General features: G+C 69.9%; 20 protein-coding genes. 14 read left to right on the forward strand and 6 right to left on the reverse strand.

All coding sequences use genetic code 11. From position 1 onward, the window contains the following. Window positions 1-327: 327 nt before the first annotated feature. The 11 genes from BJF86_RS03070 (at window position 328) to BJF86_RS03120 (ending at window position 11,889) form a co-directional block, all read left to right on the forward strand. Window positions 328-1,128, forward strand: a complete 801-nt coding sequence (locus BJF86_RS03070) for a hypothetical protein (protein WP_143553657.1) — start codon at window positions 328-330, stop codon at window positions 1,126-1,128. 397 nt (window positions 1,129-1,525) lie between these two features. Then, a complete protein-coding gene (locus tag BJF86_RS03075) occupies window positions 1,526-1,990 on the forward strand; it encodes a hypothetical protein (RefSeq protein WP_075816919.1) in 465 nt (154 codons plus the stop codon). After that, entirely contained in the window at window positions 1,987-2,250 is a 264-nt protein-coding gene (locus tag BJF86_RS03080) for a hypothetical protein (protein ID WP_075816920.1), read from the forward strand. The genes BJF86_RS03075 and BJF86_RS03080 overlap by 4 nt, the downstream gene beginning before the upstream one ends. A 4-nt stretch (window positions 2,251-2,254) precedes the next feature. Further along, on the forward strand, window positions 2,255-3,055 hold the full coding sequence (locus BJF86_RS03085) for a hypothetical protein (RefSeq protein WP_075816921.1): 801 nt from the start codon (window positions 2,255-2,257) through the stop codon (window positions 3,053-3,055). A 19-nt stretch (window positions 3,056-3,074) separates the two neighbouring features. Next, window positions 3,075-4,562 carry a type IV secretion system protein gene (locus tag BJF86_RS03090; protein ID WP_075816922.1) on the forward strand — a complete coding sequence of 496 codons (1,488 nt, stop codon included), beginning with the start codon at window positions 3,075-3,077 and terminating at the stop codon, window positions 4,560-4,562. Window positions 4,563-4,574: 12 nt separating this feature from the next. Then, window positions 4,575-6,080 carry an SCO6880 family protein gene (locus tag BJF86_RS03095; RefSeq protein ID WP_075816923.1) on the forward strand — a complete coding sequence of 502 codons (1,506 nt, stop codon included), beginning with the start codon at window positions 4,575-4,577 and terminating at the stop codon, window positions 6,078-6,080. Then, a complete protein-coding gene (locus BJF86_RS03100) occupies window positions 6,077-7,615 on the forward strand; it encodes an ATP-binding protein (RefSeq protein ID WP_075816924.1) in 1,539 nt (512 codons plus the stop codon). Before BJF86_RS03095 ends, BJF86_RS03100 begins: the two co-directional genes overlap by 4 nt. Before the next feature lie 13 nt (window positions 7,616-7,628). Next, entirely contained in the window at window positions 7,629-9,209 is a 1,581-nt protein-coding gene (locus BJF86_RS03105; protein ID WP_075816925.1) for a peptidoglycan DD-metalloendopeptidase family protein, read from the forward strand. 63 nt (window positions 9,210-9,272) lie between these two features. Further along, window positions 9,273-9,818: a hypothetical protein gene (locus tag BJF86_RS17260; protein ID WP_075816926.1), complete on the forward strand. Its 546-nt coding sequence runs from the start codon at window positions 9,273-9,275 to the stop codon at window positions 9,816-9,818. Beyond that, window positions 9,815-11,272 carry a type IV secretory system conjugative DNA transfer family protein gene (locus BJF86_RS03115; protein WP_075816927.1) on the forward strand — a complete coding sequence of 486 codons (1,458 nt, stop codon included), beginning with the start codon at window positions 9,815-9,817 and terminating at the stop codon, window positions 11,270-11,272. The genes BJF86_RS17260 and BJF86_RS03115 overlap by 4 nt, the downstream gene beginning before the upstream one ends. After that, entirely contained in the window at window positions 11,269-11,889 is a 621-nt protein-coding gene (locus BJF86_RS03120) for a hypothetical protein (protein ID WP_075816928.1), read from the forward strand. The genes BJF86_RS03115 and BJF86_RS03120 overlap by 4 nt, the downstream gene beginning before the upstream one ends. Before the next feature lie 174 nt (window positions 11,890-12,063). Here BJF86_RS03120 and BJF86_RS03125 read toward each other — a convergent pair whose 3' ends face one another. The 3 genes from BJF86_RS03125 to BJF86_RS03135 all read right to left on the reverse strand — a co-directional run bounded on the left by BJF86_RS03125 (window position 12,064) and on the right by BJF86_RS03135 (window position 14,437). Next, window positions 12,064-12,822, reverse strand: coding sequence for a hypothetical protein (locus tag BJF86_RS03125; protein ID WP_075816929.1), 759 nt, complete (start codon window positions 12,820-12,822; stop codon window positions 12,064-12,066). Beyond that, on the reverse strand, window positions 12,822-13,787 hold the full coding sequence (locus BJF86_RS03130) for a hypothetical protein (RefSeq protein WP_143553658.1): 966 nt from the start codon (window positions 13,785-13,787) through the stop codon (window positions 12,822-12,824). Before BJF86_RS03130 ends, BJF86_RS03125 begins: the two co-directional genes overlap by 1 nt. Window positions 13,788-13,885: 98 nt before the next feature. Further along, entirely contained in the window at window positions 13,886-14,437 is a 552-nt protein-coding gene (locus BJF86_RS03135; protein WP_075816931.1) for a hypothetical protein, read from the reverse strand. Window positions 14,438-14,574: 137 nt separating this feature from the next. Here BJF86_RS03135 and BJF86_RS03140 point away from each other — a divergent pair, with 137 nt between their 5' ends. Further along, window positions 14,575-14,838, forward strand: coding sequence for a hypothetical protein (locus BJF86_RS03140; RefSeq protein ID WP_075816932.1), 264 nt, complete (start codon window positions 14,575-14,577; stop codon window positions 14,836-14,838). Between the two features lie 48 nt (window positions 14,839-14,886). Here the strand turns inward: BJF86_RS03140 and mobF are convergent, their stop codons facing one another. Next, a complete protein-coding gene (mobF, locus tag BJF86_RS03145; RefSeq protein ID WP_075816933.1) occupies window positions 14,887-19,968 on the reverse strand; it encodes a MobF family relaxase in 5,082 nt (1,693 codons plus the stop codon). Between the two features lie 8 nt (window positions 19,969-19,976). Further along, entirely contained in the window at window positions 19,977-20,438 is a 462-nt protein-coding gene (locus BJF86_RS03150; protein ID WP_237768056.1) for a relaxase domain-containing protein, read from the reverse strand. 237 nt (window positions 20,439-20,675) lie between these two features. On the opposite strand from BJF86_RS03150, the gene BJF86_RS17825 reads away from it, so the two are divergent. Both BJF86_RS17825 and BJF86_RS03160 read left to right on the forward strand, forming a co-directional pair. Continuing rightward, window positions 20,676-21,053 carry a hypothetical protein gene (locus BJF86_RS17825; RefSeq protein ID WP_237768057.1) on the forward strand — a complete coding sequence of 126 codons (378 nt, stop codon included), beginning with the start codon at window positions 20,676-20,678 and terminating at the stop codon, window positions 21,051-21,053. A gap of 14 nt (window positions 21,054-21,067) precedes the next feature. Beyond that, complete coding sequence (locus BJF86_RS03160; protein WP_202817308.1) at window positions 21,068-21,544, forward strand: hypothetical protein; 477 nt, start codon at window positions 21,068-21,070, stop codon at window positions 21,542-21,544. 10 nt (window positions 21,545-21,554) lie between these two features. Here the strand turns inward: BJF86_RS03160 and BJF86_RS03165 are convergent, their stop codons facing one another. After that, the gene (locus tag BJF86_RS03165) at window positions 21,555-21,845 is read right to left on the reverse strand and encodes a hypothetical protein (protein ID WP_075816937.1); all 291 of its coding nucleotides are present in this window, start codon (window positions 21,843-21,845) and stop codon (window positions 21,555-21,557) included. Between the last annotated feature and the right edge of the window lie 55 nt (window positions 21,846-21,900).

Consider the following 21,900-nt stretch of genomic DNA (forward strand, 5'->3'; position numbering starts at 1 on the left):
CTGTGCCCAGCGCCGGGGGTGTAGACCGTCCCCTCCATGAGTTCATCCTCACTTATCCAGTGTCAGTTGACTAAATCAACATACATGGTGGCGCGAGCCCTTGCACCAGGCCCGCCGCCTGGCCACCGCATGGATGTTGTCCCGGTGGGTTGCCGTGACGTTCACCAGTTCGGGGGCGCTTGGGGGCGCAGCGTCACTGCAGGTCGCAGGCCCGCGACCGGCACGCTCCTGCCACCTCAGCCGCCCTCTCTGGGTGCGTGGGGGACGTCGCGGGGGATGCCTGGGCGGTGTCGTCGAGCCGTGTCCGCTCGACGAAAGGGGATGGCGATGAGGGTCGCCGCGCAATTGGGTCTGCATGACCCGCACACCAGCTCGCTGCTCACTCGGGCCCGGGACCGGTGGTCGTCCTGGGGGGAGTGCGACCCGCGGCTGGACGTGTGTCCTGACCCGCTGGAGCTGCCGGAGATCTTCACCGGGTGGAGTCCGGGGCAGAAGGATGACGTCCTGCAAGGGCTCGCGTCGCTGGCCTCACCCACCGGAGGGGACGACATCGCCGCCGCTGGACTGCTGGCCTGGCTTCTGATCCCGGGGGCCGCCCGGCTCGCCGCCACCCTGAGCCACCTGAGCCGACGGATCGATGAGGTGGTCGCCGCTCAGCTGTGGATCGAGTGCCGGTCCTGGAACGGTGGCCCGAAGGTCGCCGCGAACACGCTGATGCGTGCCCGAGGCGGGGTGCTGCGAGACCTCGGGATCCGAGAGGATCCGGCCTGGTCGGTGACGTCCCTGTGGGACGACCAGGCTGAGCAGACCTGCGCCGAGACCATCCCATCACCACGGGTCGACGCGACGGCCGAGGTCCTGCTGCGGGAGGTGCTGCAGGAGGCGATCGGTAGCGACGTCATCACCGGGGACCAACGCGACCTGCTGCTGCAGCTGGCCCAGACCGCTGACGAGCGGGACGTACGACGCGCGGGGCGCGGGAACGCGGGGCTGCTGGCCGAGCAGGTCCTCCTCGACGTCGGCCGCGGGCAGGGGATGCACCGGTCCTCGGTCCGGCGGCACGCTGCCCGGTCGCTGAGTCTGCTGCGCGAGCACGCCCGGAGGGCGGGGTTCGAGGCGACCGCCTGAACGCCAGCGGACACGACACCACTTGAGGGGACGTGACAGTGAGCGCCCACACCAGACCGAGCCTGGACGAGCTGCAGCAGGCGTACCGTGCCGCGGCGCGCGGAGACTTCCGCGCCGCGGCGCCTGCCCCAGCCCGGGTCGGTTCCACGTGGGAACCGACCGAGCCGGTGGTCCTGGTAGCCGGTTGCCACGGCGGTGCGGGGGCCTCGATCCTGGCGGCCGCGATCGCCACCGCGCACCAGGGAGCTCCCGGGTCGTGGAGTGCCGCGGCGCCGCGTCCGCGTTCTGTGCCGCCGCCACGGCGGAACTGGGTCAGAGCGCCTCCGGGTGGGTCGCCGGCGCACGGGGTCCCGTGCGCCTGGAACGGGCCAGCGGGCTACCGCTGACCCCTGGAGAGGTGAGTGTCCCCGACCCTGCCCCGGACTCCACCAACCTAACCGTGCTCGACCTCAGCTGGGACCCGCGCGTCCTGGCCCGAGCCGCCGGGTGGCTTTCTACCGCACTGTTCACTGCGCCGGCGCCGGTCCTGGTCGCCACAGCCACGGTCCCCGGTGTGCGCCACCTGGAGGCGGTGCTGCACGTGCTGCCCGAGGAGGCCACCCCCGTGGCGATCTTCCGGGTAGGCCACCGGCAGCGTCGCTGGCCCACGACCGTCCACCAGCAGACCGGTCCCCGGACACGGGCCCTGCACGACGCCGGACGGCTCCTGCAGTTCCCGACCGAGCCGCAGCTCGCTGTCACCGGCCTCAACACCGGCCCACTCTCGAGGACAGTCGTGGCCGCTGCCGCCGAAGTCCTGGATCTGGCCCACCCAGATGCACACCACACGACCACACCCACCACCAAGGAGATGAACCGATGAACAGGGTCTGCCCCCGCGTCCCCCCGGGCGCCCAGGAGTTCTACAACGAAATCATGGGCTACGCCGTCTGGATGGTCGGCGCCGTCTTCGCCGGCGCGCTGCTCATCAGCATCGGGCTGATCGTCGCCGGCAAGTTCTTCCACATCCGGATGCTCTCCATGGCAGGGGGCGCGGGGATCCTGGTCACCTTCGGCACCCTGCTGCTCTACCTGATCCTGCCCGGCATCATGCGCGCCATGTACGGCGCCGGGTGCTTCTGATCTCGTGGGAGACACCCAGCCGTGGAGCCGCCCCAAGATCGTGGCCATCCTGCTCGCCGCGGTGACCTTCGCGCTGACCCTCACCGGTGGAGCGGTCGCCGCGGTCGTGATGGCCCTGTCACCGGCCGGCGGCTCCCACACCGAGCGCGACACGGGCCCCTCGACGGCTGACACCGAGCCGGGTGGGTCGACCAGGGACCAGATCGCCGCGGCGCCCATGCTCAAGGTCGGGGGCGCAGAGGCGACCGGGGGCACACCCTCGACCGCGCTCACCGAGACGATCGAGATACCCAACCCGACCACTACCGGCCCGGCCAGGGTCGCCACCGGCTACCCGCACACCCCCGAAGGCGCTACCGGGCAGCTCGGCGCAATCCTGAGCGAGGTCGTCCAGACGATGTCGATCCCCCGCGCCCACGAGGTCCATGACGCATGGACCGAAACCGGCGCCGGACCGGCCCGCGAGTGGGGCATGACCAAGAACGTGTCCGAGTTCCTCTCCAGCGCCGGCCTGCCCGGCCAGGAGGCTGGGACCCAGGCACGGATCGAGGTCACACCCGCCGCCGCCCAGGTCAAGGGCGTCGACGGGCCGGACTGGGTGGTGGCCTGCGTCCTGCTGGACATCACCGCTTCCATCGACCGCACCGTCGATGTCGCCTACGGCCACTGCGAACGGATGACGTGGGAGCAGGGCCGGTGGGTCATCGCCGCCGGGGACCCACCAGCACCGGCTCCCTCGACCTGGCCCGGCACCGATCTCGCCGCTGACGCCGGCTGGTTGACCTGGCACCCGGCAGCACCGTGAGTACAGCAGAGGAGTCGACATGTGGGGCGTGATCCCGGACCCATTCGAGATCCTCGGGGCGGGCGCGGCCAAGCTGATGGCCGAGGGCTGGACGATGATCATGCTGTCCCTGTGGGGCGCCGGCCTGTGGCTGACCAGGGTCGTGCTGCAGTTCGTGGAGATCATCACCACCCCGGATCTGTCCACGGACGGTCCCGCCAGGGTGATCTACCAGTACATGTTCGGGATCGCGATCTGCCTGTTCATGCTGCTGCTGCTCTGCCAACTGGGTCTCGCGCTGATCCGCCGCGATGGCGCCACTCTGGGCCGTGCCGTGTGGGGCGCGGTCCAGTTCCAGTTCGCCGGGATCATGTGGGTCACCTGGTGCGTGGTCGTCTTTGCCGGTGCCGGTGGCCTGGCCCGCATCTTTCTGCAGACCCTGCTGCAGGTGGACTCCTGGGCGGGCTTCCAACCGTTCGGGGCGTTCGAGGCCAGCGACGTTACCGACGCCGTGGTCGCCACCGTCATCGGGGTGATGGGGATCTTCCTGGTCATCTCCGCGTTCGCGCACGTCGTCATCCTGCTGGTCTCCTCTACCACCGCCCTGGTGATCGCCGTGACCGGGATCGTGTCCGCGGCCGGGCTGCCGTTCGAGGCGACCCGACGCTGGTTCTGGATGAGCTTCCGCTGGTTCCACGCCGCCGCATTCACCCCCGTCATCCTCGTGCTCGTCCTCGGCCTGGGCACCCAGTTCACCCAGGGCGTGGTGATCGAGGGTTCAGAGAAGATCACCCAGGACGTCGCCGGTGCCGTCATCGGCATCGTGCTCCTGTGCATCTCCTGCTTCGCGCCGCTCGGGCTGTTCAAGTTGCTCGCGTTCGTCGACCCCGGGACGAACTCCGGTGCCGCGCTGCGGGCCGGGATGAACGCCTCCGGCGGTCTGCAAGGCCTCCTGCAGGGCGGGAAGGGCACCGGGTCAGGGTCCGCGTCCGAGGTTGACGGTCAAGGCCGCTCGAGCGCGGAACGATCGGGGGAGGCTGACACCAGCAACAGGCTGGCCCAGCAAGGCTCCCAGGCCACCGGCCAGGCCCTCGGGGCGATCCCCGCGATCGGTGGGGCTGCAGCAGGGATCCTCGGTGCGATGCGCACCATCGGCTCCCAGGGTGCGGTCGTCGGCGCCGACATCGCCAACCAGGCCGGTATCGGTCACAACACCTACGTCCCGGACTACCGCGACAACCCCAACACCAGCGGGAATCGCAACCAGCAGGCGCACAAGCAGCCCGACGTCAACGGCACCAACCCCGACGGCCCCACACCCTCGCCCTCGAGAGTTGAGGGCGACCAGACGCCTCCCACACCCGCTCCCCGCGTGCCTGCCCCCGCAGGGGCACCATCGGCCGGCAGTGCCGGCGCGGCGCCGCTGGCGCCAGCAGCACCGGTGCGGCTGGGGGAGGGGCGGCTGGGGGAGGGGCGGCAGCCGGAGCGGCGGCCGCCAGCGTGCCCCCCGTCATCCCCTGACCCCTGAAAGGACCGCCACATGACGATCTACTCCGACTACACGCCGCGTCGGGTGGGCTGGTTCCTCGGGATCTCCGGGTGGCAGCTCGGGACCATCGCGCTCACCTTCCTGCCGGTCGCGGCGACCGCGTCGGCCGGCAGATGGGCCAGCGCGGCGGTGCTCACCCTCGGGTGGCTGGTGCTGGTCTTCCTCGTCGTCGTCCCCGTCCGAGGCAGGTCCGCGACCGGTTGGGCGTGGAGTACGGTCAGGGTCGCCGCCGGCTCTCTGGCTGGGTGGACCCGGTTCCGGGCACGAGCGGCGACCGGTCAGGCTAGAGATCTCTCAGAGGTGGACCTGCCCGGAGTGCTCGCCGGGTTGGCCATCCACGAGGGTCCCCCGCAGGGCCCGGAGTTCGCGCGGCCTGCCCTCATCCAGCACCGCAGCCTGCGCACGTGGACCCAGACCGCGTCTCTGGAACACCCGGGTATCGACATGGCCGAGGCCGGTGAACGGGACCTGCTCGGCCGCGGGCTGGGCACGTTGCTCGACGCCGCCGAGGCGACCGAGCTGATCGACACTGTCATCCTCATGGTCCGATCCATCCCCGAGGACGGCACCGAACGGGCCGAGTGGGTACGACGGCACCGGACCGGCCACGCGTCACCGGTCGTCAGTGGCATCAACGCCGCCTTGGACGAGATGAGCACCCGTATCAACACTCGCAGCGAGGCCTTCTTCTCCTTCGTGGTCCCCGAGGCCCGCCTGGGCCGGGCCGGCCGGGAGTTCGGTGGCGGTATCGACGGCCGAGCCCGGGTCATCCAGAGCGCCGCGGCCGAGATGGAGGCGCAGCTCACCGGCGGCCTGGGCGCCACCAGGGCGACCTGGCTCACCAGCCCGCAGCTGGCCGCGGTCACCCGCACCGGGTTCGCGCCCGGCGATCGGGCCAGCATCGTTGAAGCCGTGCTCGCTCACGACAAGGACGCTGGCGTCAACGCCGACGTGCCGTGGGCGATGGCAGGCCCGTCCGGGGCCGACCCCGCCCCCCGCCACTACAGCCACGACGCCTGGAACTCCGCGTCGGTCACCCTCCGGCTACCCGACAAGGGCGCCGCCATGGGCGCCCTGCGAGCCGTGCTCACTCCCGGACTGCCGGGGGAGCGACGCAGCCTGGTTGTGGTTTTCCCCGTCGTCCCCAGGGGCCGGGCGGTCCGGCAGTCGGAGAAAACCGCAGAAAGCGCCAACCTGGCCGAGGACATGCGGGCCAAGGTGGGCATGCGTACCGGGGCCTCCATCCGCGGCAAGGCCGACAAGGCGCGACGGGTCGACGCCAAGCTCGCTGCCGGTAACTCACTTACCTACCCGTACGCGGTGGCCACGGTCACCGCACCCAAGACGGCCCGCATCAGTGAGTGTCGGCGCCGCCTGGAGTCCTCGGTCCGCAAGGCCGGCTTCGCTCCGCTACCGCTGGACATGGCGCACGACGTTGCCTTCGCCTCCAGCTGTGTCCCCCTCGGGGTGGACCTGACCCGGCCGGGCCAGTCATGAGGCAGCGCCTCGGGCGGCCGAGCCGCCGCTCCGGCCGCGGCGTCGCAGGCCTGCTCGCCGACTTCGGGCACGACCTGCCCACAGTCCCCGAATCACCAGTCCGGCCCAAGGACCGGCTCGCCTGGTCCAGTGCGGCCATCGCCGGGCCGCGACGCCGCAGCCGCGGCTGGGCCGCCGCCACCGCACCGGTGTCCGCGTGGCGGATGACCTCGGAGCAGGCAGCCGCGCTGTGGCCGCTCATCACCGGCCCCGGCCTTCCGGCCACAGGGGCATTCATCGGCATGGACGTCCTATCCGGCGCGGCGCACTACTGCGACCCACACGGGTGGACCCTCAACCCCGATGTCCCGGTGACCAACCCGAACATCATGGTCTTCGGCAAGCCAGGCACCGGAAAATCGGCCACGGTGAAGGCGTTCTGCCTGCGCTCGATCGACTTCGGGTACCGGATCCTGGTCCCGGGGGACCCCAAGGACGAGTACGAGGACCTGGCCCGGTTCCTCGGCGTCGCACCGATCGCGGTCGGGCCGGGTATGGCCGCACGGGTCAACCCGCTGTCGCTGGGCCCGCTGGGCCAGGGCTGGGACCAACTCGCCAGCGACGAATCACAGGCACGGGCGGCGTCGGTGTTCAAACGTTGGGAACTCCTCGTCCGCGGCCTGGTCGGATCCCAACGGGTCGGGGAGAGCCGCGTCGCCTTCGGCCCCGTCGAAGCCGAAGCGGTCCGGGAGGTCCTCAAGCACCTCACCGGCTTCGAACGCGGCGTCACCCGGCTGAGCGAGACCACGCTGCCGCACGTCTGGGAGGCCCTGCGCAACCCCAGCCCCGACCTGGTCGACCAGACCCGGTACTCCTCGGCGCGGCAGCTCCTCGACGAGACCCGGGTGCTGCGCGACGCGCTCGGTCAGCTGTGCTCAGGGGTGCTCGGTGGCATGTTCGATGACCACACGAACATCGACATCGACTGGTCGGCCCCGATCCAGACGCTGTCGCTCAGCCGCCTCGAGCCGCTGGGTGACGAAGCGGTCGGGGTGGCGCTGACCTGCCTGAACTCGTGGGCCTCCGCGCAACGCGAGCTCTCCAGCGCCGCAGACCGGCGGATCGTGGTCCGGGACGAGTCCTGGAAGCAGCTGCGGCTGGGTCCGGAGGCGGTCAAGTCCTACGACGCCGACCTGCGCCTGTCCCGCGGGGCCGGCGGCAAGGGCGGCGACATCCAGATCGCCGTCCTGCACAAGCCGTCTGACCTGCTCTCCGCCGGGGACCACGGCTCCCAGTCCCAGATGATCGCCAAGGACCTGCTGCACCTGTGCGACGTGAAGATCATGCACGGCCAACGGGCCGGAGTCGCCGACGAGCTCGACACCTTGCTCGGCCTGGGACCCGTGGTCCGCGACGCCATCACCACCTGGGCGATGCAGCAACCCGGCCGGGGCGTCTGGCAGATCGGCAGCCGCCACATGAAGATCCAGACCATCCTGCACCCCATCGAGCGTGACCTGACCTGGACCAACCAGGCCATCGCCGACGCCGCCTGAGAACGCCGTACCGATGGGAAAGATCCTCACAGCGGCGGCAGCGATCGTCGCGCTACTCCTGGCGCCGCTCCTCGCGATCGCGGCCGTGTTCATCGTCGTCATCTCCCCGGCCTCGGCCGAGGAGTACCGCACCACCCACTGCCAGGGGACCCTCCCCGGGGGCGCACTGCCCGCGACCGGTCCATGGCGGCCACCGTTCCAGCAGCAGTATGTCGTCACCTCCAGCTACGGGATGCGTGACCACCCCATCCTGCCGACCCGCCGCCTGCACGCCGGCATCGACCTCGCCGCGGTGCCGGCCGGGGGAGTGGTCGTGGCCGCGGCCGCCGGCCGGGTCACCGAGGCCGGCCCCAGCGGCGAGGAGCAGGGCAACGTCGTCGAGATCGCCCACCAGGGTGGCGTGGCCACCAGGTACGCCCACCTGGCACAGGTGGACGTGGAAGTAGGGGACCAGCTCCACTCCGGGCAACCGGTCGGGATTGAAGGCACCAGCGGACTCAGCCGCGGCATCCATCTGCACTTCGAGGTCTACGTCGACGGCACCCCGACCGACCCCGCACCGTGGATGGCGCAACGCGGCGCCCCGTTGAACGGTATCCCCGTCGCCCCCTCGCCACCTCCCGGTGAGCAGCCCGACCCGGACCTACCAGGTGACGGAGAGGGCGGGGTCGGGTTCGACCTGCCCGAGCCGGGCGACCCGCGCCAGGACTCCCTGGTCAACCCGCCACTGCCCGTCCCGGCCGACGTCCAAGAGCTGTACGAGGGCGCCGCCCGCGAGTACAACATCCCATGGACGCTGCTGGCAGGTATCGGCATGGCCGAGACCGCGCACGGCGAGAACACCGCCCCCTCGATCGCGGGCGCCCAAGGGCTCATGCAGTTCATGCCCGCCACGTTCTCCGCATACGGCGTCGACGGCGACCGGGACGGGTCCGTCGACATTCACAGCGACGCCGACAGCATCTATGCCGCCGCGAACTACCTCGCCGCCTCAGGAGTCCACGACGGTGAGCAGGGCGTGCGCGAGGCGCTGTTCGCCTACAACCGGGCCAGCTGGTACGTCAACGACGTCCTCTACTACGCCCACGCCTACGGCGGCGGGACGGTCCTGGCTGAACCCATCGACTGCCCGCCCGGCTCCGGCAACCCAGACCTGCCGCCACTGGGTGACGAGCGAATCCGCACGATGCTGCAGTGGGCAGGAAGCCAACGCGGCAAGGCGTACGTGCTCGGCGCCAACGGGCCCGACGCATGGGACTGCTCCAGCCTGACCCAGAGCGCCCTCGCCACCATCGGGATCACCACCCCCCGCACCGCCCAGGCTCAACGCGACTGGCTCGCCGCCGGCAACGGCTACCAGGTCGCGGTCGCCGACGCCCAACCCGGTGATCTGTTCTTCTACGACTCCTACCTCGGACCCAACACCATCGGGCACGTCGGTCTGGTCTGGGACCCTAAGACCTTCACCTCCATCGAGGCCGCTAACCCCCGCGACGGGGTCGGCCACTTCTCCTACGCCCGCAGCCTGGACAACAACATCTTCGAGATCTGGCGGGTCGGGTCCGTCTCCGACATCGCAGCCGACGCACCCTGAACGCCAGTGAAGGCGTGGTCGCTTGAGGAAGCATGAGCCAGTCGACCGAACCCGAGGTACGTCGTGCAGCGTGAACGCCGCGAGAACCCCTACCCCTTCGACTGGCAGCTCGCCGCCGGAGCAGGCCTCGCGGTGCTGCTCGGGGTCCCGGTGCTGGGCTTGCACCTGGGGCGGATCCTCGCGAACTTGACCGTCGGCGCCGGACTGACCCTCACCGCTCAGGACGAGATCTTCACCTGCCTTCCCGGGCTGCTGCGTGGTGACGCCGCCGCAGGTCTGGACCCGGCCCCCGACAGCGAGGTCGCCACTGCTGTTGCGCTCTGGGCGTGGAGCGGCGGGATGACCCTGACTCTGGCCATGCTCGGGATCTGGGCGACGGCTTGGTGGTGGCAACGTCACGGCCCTGGGAAGGTGCTCGGGACGGCGACCAAGGACGAGGCGGAGCAGCTGCTTGGGTCCTCCCGCCTGCGCAGGCACCGGCACGTGATCCGCCCCGACCTCTACCCGCGGCGCACGCTCGGGGACCGGCTGGTGGGGATCCTCACCTGGACCCAGCCCGAGCACGCCCCGGAGCAGGTCGACGGTCCGGCGGAGGCGGGGCGATCGTGAGGGGCAGGCGCTTCGACCCCTCCCAGGTGGGGTGGAGACTCGGCACTTCCCGCGATCCCCGCGGCGTCTCGTTGTACGTGCCGTGGGACCGGACAGCCGGGGTCATCGGCCCCCAGGGCAGCGGCAAGACCCTCGATCTGCTCACACCCGCCCTGCTGCAGGCACCAGGCGCGGCCCTGGTCACTCTCACCAAGCCCGAGGACCTCCTGCTCACCATGACCCGTCGGGGCGCCGGCGGACGCCCGTGCGTGGTACTGGACCCCTTCGGACTGGTCCCTGGACTGCCTGAGCTGATCTGGGATCCGGTCGCCGGGTGCCACGACCCGCAGACCGCCGAACGACGCGCCAAGGCCTTCGCGGCAGGCACCATCAAAGGGGCCATGTCCGAGGGATTCGGGGACCAGTCGGCCCGGTTCTACGCCGGAGAAGCCGCCAAAGTGATGCAGGCCTACCTGCACGCGGCTGCGCTCACCGGGCGCAGCCTGGACCACATCCTGGAATGGGTCGCCAACCCCATCGGCTCCCACGAACCCGAGGAGATCCTGCGCGAGCACCCCGCCGCCACCGACCACTGGGCCGGCCTGCTGCACGCCGCCCTCCGCGGCGACGACCGGACCGCCGGCAACACCGCTACCACCGTGCACCAGGCCATGGCGCTGTTCTTCCAACCCACGATCCGCCGGCGCTGCGTCCCCGGGCCAGGTCGAGCCGCCACCGACCTAGACCACGTCATCGCCGGCGGCGGCACCATCTACCTCCTCGGACGAGAGGACCCCTACGCCTCCGCGTCCCCGCTGATGACCGCCGTCGCCGAGCACGTCCTCGACAGGGGCCTGGTCGCCGCACAGAACTCGCCGCACGGGCGGCTCTGCCCTCCCCTACTCGCCTGCCTCGACGAGCTACCCTCCACCGCGCCGTTACCGACCCTGCGGACCCGGATGGCCAACGAGCGGGCACTGGGGCTGTCGTTCATCTGGGCGGCGCAGACCCGCGCCCAGCTCGACGCCATCTTCGGTGAGCAGGAAGCGCGGTCCGTGCTCGGCCTGACCAACAACCTCATGCTGTTCGGTGGGTCCAAGGACGTCCGGTTCAACCAAGAGATGAGCGACCTCATCGGCACCGTGCGGATCTCCCGGACCGAGTGGAGCGCGGGAAAATGGGGCAGCCGCAACTACCGCGGTGACGACATCCCCATCATCAGCGGCCCGGAGATCCGCCAGCTCAAAGAAGGACGCGCCCTCGTCGTGTCCGAGAACGGAGCCCCCATCGTCGCTACTCTCGACCGCGCCATCAACGGCCGCTCAGGGCGGCGCCTCCTCGCCGAGCAGCAGCAACTGCGGACCCAGGTCGCGAACCGCCGTGAACACGTCCCGGACCCAGCCGACCAACTCGCCCGAGTGCTCGCTGATGCCCGCGCCCACGGGCTCACCGCCGATAGCGGGACATCGGCATGAGCCTGCTCGCCGCCCCGTTCCCCCAGCCCGGGCCAGGACTGGCACAGGCCTACCGCGACCTCGACATCGCACAGCACGGGACACCCAAGCAACGCGCCGCCCTCGGCGACGTCAACCGACTGCCGCGACCCTGGGTCCCGGACAATCTCAGTCGGTCGCTACGGCGCGAGCTGTGGGACTGGCTCGACGACGTCGTGCCCTGGATCAACGAGCACCACACCTGGCAGATTGGCGCCGCCATCCCCATCTGCTGGGACCGCCACCCCCACCTCGTCCTCGAGCTCACCACCGTCACCGACCTGCGCTACCGCGCCGCACGCTCCCTCACCGGCGACGCCCTCGAAGACTGGCACCGCTACTGCCTCCCCGCCTTCCTCGACCGCATGACCTACCGCCTTCACGGCAGCTGCGACACCAAACACACCACCTGGCCTGGGCGACCGCGGCATGCGCGGTTCGAAACCGAGCGCGAGCATCGCTGGACTCGACTCCGTGCTGATCTCGACACCTGGGGCGCGGGCGCCCCAGCAAGACCTACCAGTACGTTCGCAGGTCAGCCCACAACCCGTCCCTACCGCGTCGACCCTGACACGGGTGAGATCGTCGACGACGAATAGCCAGAGCGCCTCGTCAGTTGGCACGCGCCGAGCGCCTCACTCATCGCCGCCGTTCTCCTCCGAACCAGGAAGGGCCTTCGGCTCAGGAATCCCTCGAAGTCCCCAGGGGCGCGGCCAGCCCGCCGCGTAGATCAACACCGCCCGGCCATCTCAGCGGTCGTTCGAGGCTCTGGCTCAGACCGCGCGCATTTCAGTGAACAGCGGAAGAGCGTCGGGCCAGATGGTGGACCCGACGGCTTCGCCTCCTGCCACCCTGGTGATCGCATCATGGTCGTTGGCGCTGACCACACGAACGGTGCATCCCGCTTGCTGACATAGCACCAGCGCTTCACGGTCCATCACTTGAAGGCCTTGGTCCAGAGCGTCCTGGGCGGTCAACTCAGCCAAGAACTGCGCTGCCGGACGGCCAGGGTGGTCAACGTTGGGGTCGGAGGTGAACACACCGTTGATGTTGTGCTTGGCCACCACGATCTCTCGAGCGCCCATTGCCGCTGCCAGAAGTGGAGCGGCGACGTCGGAGGAGACTCCTGACTGGCCAGTGCCCCCAGCAACAACGATGACGTCACTCGTCGTGGCCAGATCCTGCTCGTCCCACGGCTCGGCGAGGGGAGCTGCGATTCCCTGGCGGGCAATCATGCGAGCTGGGAGTCCGATTTGACGCAGCGCGTACGTCATTGCCTGTGCATTCATGGCCGTGGCCAGCATCCCCAAGTTGTCGCGCTCGGTTCGAGGTAGGTCGCCGTAGTCTCCGCACTCCCAACTCTCGCTGGCGCGGTATGCGTTGCCTCCACCCAGGACCAGCCCGACGCGGTGGCCACTGTCACGCAATTGCTTGACCTGGGCGGCCATGGCTCGAAAGGCGGGCGGGTGAAACACATGCAGCCCTCCCAGCGCGGCGCCGCTGAGCTTGACGATGAGAGTCCGTCTGTTCATCACGCCACCGCCTCTTCCGCCGCCAGCCAGAGGTTGGCGGCTGCCTCCCAGATCGTGTTCCACACTGCGCTCTTGTCCGCGCTGAAGGACTCAGCCATGGCATCTATCCGGTACATGCCGGTCACGGCGCGCCACCTCTCAGCCCCCTCCAAGTCGTAAAGCCTGAGTCCTCCTGCGACGTACTCCTCGAACTTCTTGTCCCCGTGAACGATGAGAGCCGGCTTGTCGAGCAGGTGGTCAGTCAGGAGCATGTTCAGGCCGAACTCCAGGTCCGTGGTTTCGACGTAGGGGTAGTACCGGTCCCACCCGCCATGAAGGTGGTCGAGGAGGTCACGCACTGCCCCACCTTTGGGCACCATCAACCCGCCATCAAGGTCCCACAGGTCTGTCGGCGACACCTTGTTCACCCCCGGGAACACAGATGGGTGAGTCAGCACCTTGAACGGTGCGGGACTCCCCGCGACCACGACGCTCGCGGATCGATTGTCGGCCAACGTGACCTTGCTGACCTCACCCTCGCGGATCTGGTCCCCTCGGACGCACGCGGAGAACATGGCGTGGTGCCATTGGTCGCGATCCCTGCCGAGCTGCTGAAAATCAGACGAGCTGCGCGGTGATGGCATCAGCCTCACGTGGGGGGCAAGGCCTGCCACATGCCTCCTGAGGTCGGGCAGGGATGAAACGCACTCCGTCGTGATCGGCAGCCACGCTTCGTAATGCTTGGTCGCGGTCGACTGCAACGTCTTCGTGAGGGCCGCCTCATTCTGCACAAGCTCATCGCCGACGCGTTCCCCAATGCCGGTGAGAACGTACCGCCGCCCGTCACGTTGGATCAGGTGACCACCAGAGGTCAACTTGCAGTACGCGTCGTCCATGGCCTTCAGCGCAGCCCCGACGCCTCGCTTCTCCAGTTCCAGCTCCTTCGCCACCTTCTCGAACGACGCCGACTCGCCCAGCTCGTACATGGTGCGCAATATGTCCCTCGATCGGGCTGGGATCGTGTTGAGGAAATCCCTCACGTGTCCCCGAGAGACCCGGTTCGTCGCTTCCGCTGCCACCTGCATCACTTCTTCTCCCTCGGCCAGAACGCCTCAAGGCCCATGTCCTTCAGCCACAACTTGATCGATGGCATCTGGCGCCCCTTCGACAGGACCAGTCCCACAGTCCCGACGACCAGCACGACGGCCACGAGCACGGCCACCAGCGTGCCCTCCGAGATCTTCCCGGAGATCCTCATCACCATCGCGCCGGCGATGATCAGAAAACCCACGAGGCCAAAGCCGACCACGCCCAGCCCTGACCAGCTGAGTCGGCTCGGACCCTCCCGGAGGATGGCCTCCTCGTCGTCCTGATCCGCCTCGAGCGAGGTGATGTCTTCCACAGGGCTACCACCCCAGAGAACGGGAGCAGTGTCGCTGTCCGCCTTACCCTCTCCGAAGTTGCGGGTGCGCGCCTTCTTGTCCTTGCGCGCCTTCTTGCCCTTGGCCGCCTTCTTGTTCTTGCGCGCCTTCTTGCCCTTGCCCGTGTCCGCAGGGCCGCGCTCGGCCTGGTGCCCGCCCGCCGTGTCGGCGGCGTCCTCCTCGCCCCCTACCGCGGGCTTGCGCTCCCTGTCCATATGTGTACTGTAATCGAAACTGTCACGCCGTGGGGGGCTCATTTTGGTGCATTTTGGAACCCTATTGACGACATGTTAGCGACAGGTTTTGCATATTGAGGTGGATATTGGCCTCTGTTGCCCTATAGTCCTGTCCCATGCACGACACAGACTCGGAACATCAGTCCATAGCGGCTCCGCCAGCTCCAGCAGCCCGGGGTGAGCGACTGAACCTCTCCTTTGCCGGCGCACCGCTCCAGAAGATCCTGCGGGGTGCGCGGTTGTCGGGCCTCTCCCCCCGAGCCTTCTGCCGCGAATCTATCCGCTTCGGGGTTGAGATCGCTGAGATGAAGCACCGCGGCTACAAGGTGTTCATCCGCGACGAGCGCGGCGTCGAGTACATCCTTCCGCCACAGATCTGAGTTACGTCAGGCACCGATCGGCTTGCTCAGCCTGCCGCTCACCCGACCCTAGCGGCGACGTATAGGCGCTCTCTCTCGGGGGAAAACGGTGACCCGATCGCGGGCAGCGGCGGGTGGGGGAGCGTGAACTGAGGAGAGTGGGCTAGTGGACGACGACTGCGCGCGGCGCTTCCGCACCTCGCTCAGTTTCCCGACCTCTTCTTGAGCGAGCTTGTGAGGGTTCTCGTTCCAGTCGCGGATGCGGGAGACCAGCACGGCTCGAGCGGCGTCCTCATCGGTGCCGGCGGCAGCCGCGATCGCGGCCACGCCCCGGTCCCAGTCGGCTGTGCGGGTGGTGGCGAGCACCGTCGCGGCGTCGTGGACCGCCTCGGGCCCGGCGAGATGGGTGAGGCGCTCGTGGAGGAGGGCTTCACTGAGGGGGCTTCGGTTGTCCCGCAGCGCGGCGACGAGGGCATCTGGCCCGCGCCGCTCGAGGATGCCGGCGGGGTCTGACCCGTCCGGGAGGGTGACCAGCTGCGGGGTGACCCCGTGCTGGGCTAGGAGCCAGTAGTCACGGTGGGCGGCCATCTGGCCGGCGAGATCGCCGTCTGTGGCCACGAGCGGGCGGGCTGACTGCTGGGCCAGGTGTCGCGCCTGGGTCTCGGTCAGGGCTGTGCCCAAGGGGGTGACGCCGACGCAGGTTCCGCCGGTGGCGAGGGTGACGGCGTGGGCGTCCATGAGCCCTTCGACCAGGACGGGGACGGCGCTGGCGTCCAGCAGGGCCTGGCTGGCGCCGTACAGGCGGTCGCCCTTGCGGAACAGGGGCGTCGAGGGGGTGTTGAGGTATTTGGGGCCGGCCTTCTCCTCGTCGCCGTGGGCGGGGTTGCGGCGGCCGACGAAGCCGAGGACCTGGTCCTGGTCGATGACGGGCATGACGGCGCGGTCTCGGAACCGGTCGATGAGGTTCCCGGTGCGGGTGCGGGAGGCCAGGCCGCTGGTCTCCAGCTCGAGGTCACTGACGCCGCGGCCGCGTAGGTGGTCCACCAGGTGGGTCCACCCGGCGGGGGCGTATCCGGGACGGATGTGCGGGTGTCCGGCGATGTCGTGCCCGAACCGGTCTCCGAGGTACTCCCGGGCCCAGCCGTGGCCGTCGACGAGCCGGTGCTCGTAGTAGTCGAGTGCCATCGCGTTGACTGCGGCCAGCCGGTCCACCGGCACCGGGGACTCCTGCCGTTCCTGGGCCCGGTCCCACTGTTGGGCTAGTTCGACCTCGCTGTACTCGAGCGGGTCGGGCCCGAGGTCACGGATCCGGGCCAGCAGCGCCAACGTCGCGGCGGGTGATTCTTCCTGCTCGGGCAGGTCGACGTCGTCGTAGGTCGGCTCGACTGGCTCGCTGGCGGCCTCGCCGGTGAGGTGGTTTTGTACCTCCTCGTGGGTGGGGGCGTGCTCTGGGGCTTGGTCGTTGTCGTCGTGGTGGTCGTAGAGGTCAACGGGGGGCTGGTCCTCCTCCGTTGTGTGGTGGTCGTCCTCGGGTGGGGGTGTGGAGGTCAGCAGGGAGATCCGCCACGTCATCGCCTGCGCTTCGTCGACGTCGGCCCCGTCCGCTGGGACCTGTTGGAGGAGGTCAGCGATCGGCCATCCTCGGGCCGTGGCCTGGTCCACAGTGGTGACCAGGGTCGACCACCACGGGCTGTTCTGCATGGCCGCGGCACGCTCGGGCCCGACTTGGTCGACCAGCTGCGTCTGCCAGCCGGTGGCCAGGGAGTGTTGGGCGTCGACTTCGGTGGCCACTGCGGGGGACAGGTCGCGGTTGATCCGCCACCACAGCGCCGCACACGCATGGTCATCCGGCAACGGTCCACCAGTGGTCATGGCTGCCGTCACGGCGGCGGGTGCGTCGACTCCGGCCCGGGAGAGGCCGGCCAGCCTCTCGGCGAGCAGTGGCGCGAAACGGTCCCCGTGGGTGGAGGGGGACAACGAGTGGATGAGCTCACCGAACTCCGCCATGGCAGGGTGGCGCCCCATCCGCAGCGAGGCGTTCAGGTCGTGCTGGTGCAGCGCGTGCGCCTTCGCTATCTGGCGTGGCCCGGTGGGGCGCAGGTCGGTGTCGTCGACCTGGTTCGCGGCTCTCCAGACCTGGACCCGGGCGAGCAGGTCTGGATCGGGCCGGCGCGCCCCCTGACGCGCCCACACCGGGGTGTCGATGGCCCGTGACTGGTCGGCGACCTGACCTACGAGCTCGCGGACCAGGTCGGAGCGTTCGGTGAGATAGGTCGACCACTGGGGGTCAGCGGCCAGGGATGCCGGGACTCCTGGCAGCCAGGGCAATGGACCCGGGCCGGCGTTACGCAGGCCGGTGTCGTCCAGCCGCCATCCGAGCACGGCCGCGGGGTCGGCGGCGGTGTCGAGCTCGCGCGTGACCGCGGCCTGCCGCAGGGCCGCGACGGGGTCGATGTCGTGGGCCGACAGCAGGATCAGGTGAGCCCGCAGCGTGGGCCACGCCGGGGACTGGGTCAGCTCGGGCACCTGCTCGGCCGCGCGTTCTAGCCGCTCCACCCCGGCGTTGCCGAGGCGTTGCTCGGCGGCGAAGGTCAGCGCGTCGACGTACCGGGTGGCGGCGTGGCCCAACGCGACCGAGGCCGAGTCCTCTTCACGGACCAGGGTGTGCACGGACCGGGGTGCGTCGTCCCGGGCGAGGATGCCTTCGAGGACGTCGGTGGCGGTCGGGGGGATCGCGTTGCGGGGCTGGATGAGGGTGTGCGGGTCGCCGTCGCCGACGACCTCGAGGTAGGCGTGGTTCGCGGCTCTCCCGCGGGTCATCATCGTGTAGAACTGCTGCCGCGACTCCTGCCCGCCGAGGAGGCCGTGCATGGTATCGACCGTCAGGCCTTGAGCGGTGTGTACCGTGGAGGCGTAGCCCAGCTCGGTGTCCTTCTCGACATAGGAGGCTGGGAGGACGATGCGTCTACGCGTCTCCTGGTGCCGCACGACCAGGTCACCGCCCCGCTTGATGCGGATGATGTGCCACCGGTCACCGTTCTTGACGAAATCGGTGCCGCTCGTCCGCAGCCGGCGGTCGTTGCTACGGGTGATGATGAGGTCGCCCGGGCTGGCCTCGTTCCCGTCGGCCAGGGTCCGCGTGCGGACCGGGATCTCACCGTCGCGGGCCAACCTGTCGGCGCGTGCCCGTTGGTTGAGATGACTGACCAGGTCGCGGGTCGGGGCGAGCATGATGGAGTCACGCCCCTCGGTGGTGTCGGCCTTCCAGGCGGCGAACACCTGGTCGGCCATCGTGCCGGCGTCACCCACGTGCACCCGCTGCTGGTCAAGGTAGAACCCCAACGCGGCGGTGTCTCCCTGGCGCAGCGCGAGTGACGCGGCACCCTCGGCTCGGTCGGTGAACCGCATCAGCTCGGTCAACCGGACGCTGCCATGGGTAGCCTCGATGTCGCGCAGCACCCCACCGGCGCCGATCGCCGCTAGCTGCTGGTCGTCACCAATCATGCGCACGCTCGCGCCCCGGTCGAGGGCGTACGCCACTGCAGTGCGCAGGGAAAGCGTGTCGGACATGCCGGCCTCGTCGATCAGGACCAGCGTGCCGCGCCCGATCTGCTTGGCTATCGCGGCACCGCCGCTGCTCAGGCCGTGGGCAAGGTAGAAGTTCAGGGCGGCGAGGGTGTCGGTCGTCGCGCCGATCTGGTCACGCAATTGGCCCGCGGCGACTGCGGACGGGGCCAACCCGACGACCGTGCCGCCGGAGGCCTGCCAGGCCCGGGTGAGGGCTGACATCGCGGTCGTCTTGCCCGCACCAGCGGGCGCGATCGCCAGTTGAACGCGGGACCCTGATGTCGCCATCCGTCGCACCAGCGACGCCTGCCCAGGGTTGAGGCGCACCCCGTTGGCCTCCAACTCCAGCAGCGCGACCCCGACCGCCGCCTCCGGGGCGACCCGGCCGCCGACGCGGCCCGCGGCGTCGACCAGGAACCGCTCCGCGTCCAGGATCCGGGTCGAGGTGAACAGCTGGGCGCCAGCGACCTCGTAGACCGACGTGCCGTCTCGACGGCGCAACAATGCCGGCTCCGCCGTGGCGATATCCCGCGGCTTCGGCAGGGCAGTGCTGTGCAGGTTCAGGGCCCGGTTGACCAGGTCCTCGACGAGCTGGGGGGCGTGTTCGGCCGGCGCGTTCATCGACCGGGCGACACGTTGTGCTTCGGCGCGTACGTGCCAGACCTGCCAGGTGCCGCGGGTGGCCTGGATGGTGTCGATGATTTCGCCGGAGCGCTGGGTCAGCCCGGTCTGCCCGGGGTAGGTCCACGCCTGACCGGGGGCGTGCTCGAAGGCCCTTCTGACCATCTGCTCGACCTGGCGATGACCCCCGAGGACGTCGCGTGCCTCGGTCGCCCACTGGGTGCGTTGTTCGGCCAAGGTGCGGGGTGCGTGCTTGTCCTGGCGGGTCTGCAAGGTGGCCTGCTGGGCGAGCTTGACCGCTTCGACCGCGGTCGGAGGCCTCCCGTGGCGGGCCTGAAACTCCTGGGCCAGGACGTCGCGACGGGCCTCGATGTCAGCACGCCGCGAGGACCACCGCTCATTGAGCTCGGCCGGCACCCCGATGACCTCCCGCACGGGCCGTTTGCGGGCGTCGTCGCTGGGTCGGTCGGCGAACCGTAGGCCGAGCTTGCCGAGGTGCTGCTCCAGTGCGGTGTTGTAGGTCTCGGACGCGGTGACGGTCGCTTTGAACAGGACACGACCGTCGATCGACAGCCACCTCCCGTCGAGGGTCTGGACCTTGTTGGCGACCGCTACGTGGGTGTGTAGGTCGGGGTCGCCGGCCCGTGAGTCACGGTGGGTGAACGCTGTGGCGACGAGGCCGGTGACGTCGACCTGCCGGGCGCCGCCGGTGCCGGTGCGGGTGAATAGAGCATGGTCCTCGATGAACCCCAGGGCGTCCTTGACGGCCGCTTGGTGGGCGAGCTCGATCTTCGCGGCGGTGGCCTGGTCGGCGACCGCCCACAGTGCGGACACGCTCTTGACGGGGGAGAACGCGAGGTCGTACCCGGCGACCGCGGTGCTCGACGGTCGGGAGGCTTTGGCGATCAGACCCGCTAGTTCCCGCTCGTCCTGAGGGTCGCGTCCGTGCTCGGCCCGGAACATCTGGGTGGCTACCTCGGTGCGGACCCTGGCCCTGGTGTCAAGGTCGACTGGGGCCCCCGCGGGCAGACCCTTGTCGCGGTTGATCTTGTCGAGCCGGCCGCGACCTTCTTGCGCAGCTCGCCCAAATCTCCCTCGATCACCGGGTAGGCGCGGCCCATCAGCATCACCCGGTCAATGGACGCCTCGTCGGCGTCGGGGGAGTCCCTACCGACCCCCGTCATGGCGTCCTCACCCAGGGGTTGGATGCCGTAGCCGAACAGGTTCTGCATGTGCTCGGCGGCGACTTCGTCGCCAGCCTTCAGTCCGATGATCCCGGCCATGCCCGACCCCATCCACACACCGGGAGTCTCACCGCGTTCGGTGTAGTAGCTGGCCAAGCCGGCGTGCCCCACCTCGGTGGCGTCCTGGCGCGCGACCTGCCGGGTCAGGTAGTCATACCCCGACCCCGCGGTCAGCTTGTGGATGGTCATCGCCATACCTAGATAAAGCGGTGCCGCGGGGCCCGGCGTCCGAGAACGTGACGCGTCAACGAGCCGGGAGTGCAAGAGGTGTGTCCGGTTTGGGGCTCTGTTCCGAATGACGTGCCGGGCGTGGGGGCGGTGAGTCGTCAGTGCGGCTGATGGCGGGCCGGGTGGACGGTAGGGGCGTGGCGCGGGCTTGTGGACGGTGTGAGCAGTGTCAGAGTGAACGGCGAGAGGGCGTGATGGGTGATGGTGGCGAGCAGGGCGCAGCAGGTGCGGGCGGCGGCGCGTCGTCGCGCGGTGCAGGCGCAGGAGAAGCGGCGGGCGCAGGAGAAGGCGCGGGAGAGGCGGTGCGCCGACCTGGGGGTGGCGGTGTCGGTGGCCCTGGCCCAGCGTGACGAGGCCGTGGAGCACTTCGAGCTGCAGGCGGGCCAGGCGCTCGACGCGCTGATGGGGGAGGGGTTCACCGTGGACGAAGCGGTGCAGTGGAGCGGCGTGGAAGGGCTGAGCACCAAGCAGGCGCAGCGGCTGCGCAAGATGGCGCAGGAGGCCGGCCCTGCTGGCCAGGGCGCGGCCACCGGAGACGGTGCTGCGAGGACCGAGCCGCCGGCGGCAGGGGAGTAGCAACCGTGGGGCGGGTGTCGGCCGATCTGCTGCGCCACGCGGTCACCGACCCCGAGGTGATCGCGCGCTACCGGAACCGAATCATCACCGTGCCCGGTTCGGGGTGCTCATGGTGGACCGGGGCGATAGCGGGACGGGGGCACGGGCGGGTCTGGGTCGGTCGGGGACGCGTGATCATCGCGCACCGGCTCGCGATGGCTCTCGCATGGGGACCGGAGGCAGCGGCAGCGGTGCAGGTCGGCGGGCATCGGTGTGACAACCCGCTGTGCCAGCGGGTGCACCCCGACCATGTGGTGGCCTCGTCGTATGAGGAGAACCGGCGGGAGTGGGTGGCCCGACGGGAGTTGGCGGGGTCGCCGTTGGGTGACCCTCGGGGGGCGCGGCGTCGGGCCCGGGAGTTGCGGGACCTGGCCAGGCGCGACCCAGCGTTGCTGGCGGCGGAACTGGCCCGGTTGCGTGCGCTCTACGGGGAGCAGCTGCTGTTGTGGTGAGGCGCCGGGGTCAGTGACTCGGCCCGAACGTGGACCAGGCGCACCGGGTGCCGTCCGGGTGGGTGGTCCACGCGGCACGCCGGGGCGGTGGCGGGGTGTGCGGGCACTGGGCCCAGGCGTACTCGACCCGGTGGCCGTGGCTGCCGCAGACGGGGCAGGTGAACGGGTCCTCGGGGCACTGCGGGCAGGTGCACCGGTCGATGGTCGCGGCGGGCACGGGCTGGCCGCGCAGCTCGGCCACGCACCCGGTGTAGACGTACCCCGCTGCCGGGACGGATCGGTGGCTGGTGGTGCTGCTCATGGCGTCGTCCCTTCCTGCGCGTGTGGTGGTGGGTGCAGGCCCCGGCCCGGGGTTG

The organism is Serinicoccus sp. CNJ-927 (assembly GCF_001942435.1).
In the GTDB taxonomy this organism is placed as follows: domain Bacteria; phylum Actinomycetota; class Actinomycetes; order Actinomycetales; family Dermatophilaceae; genus Ornithinicoccus; species Ornithinicoccus marinus.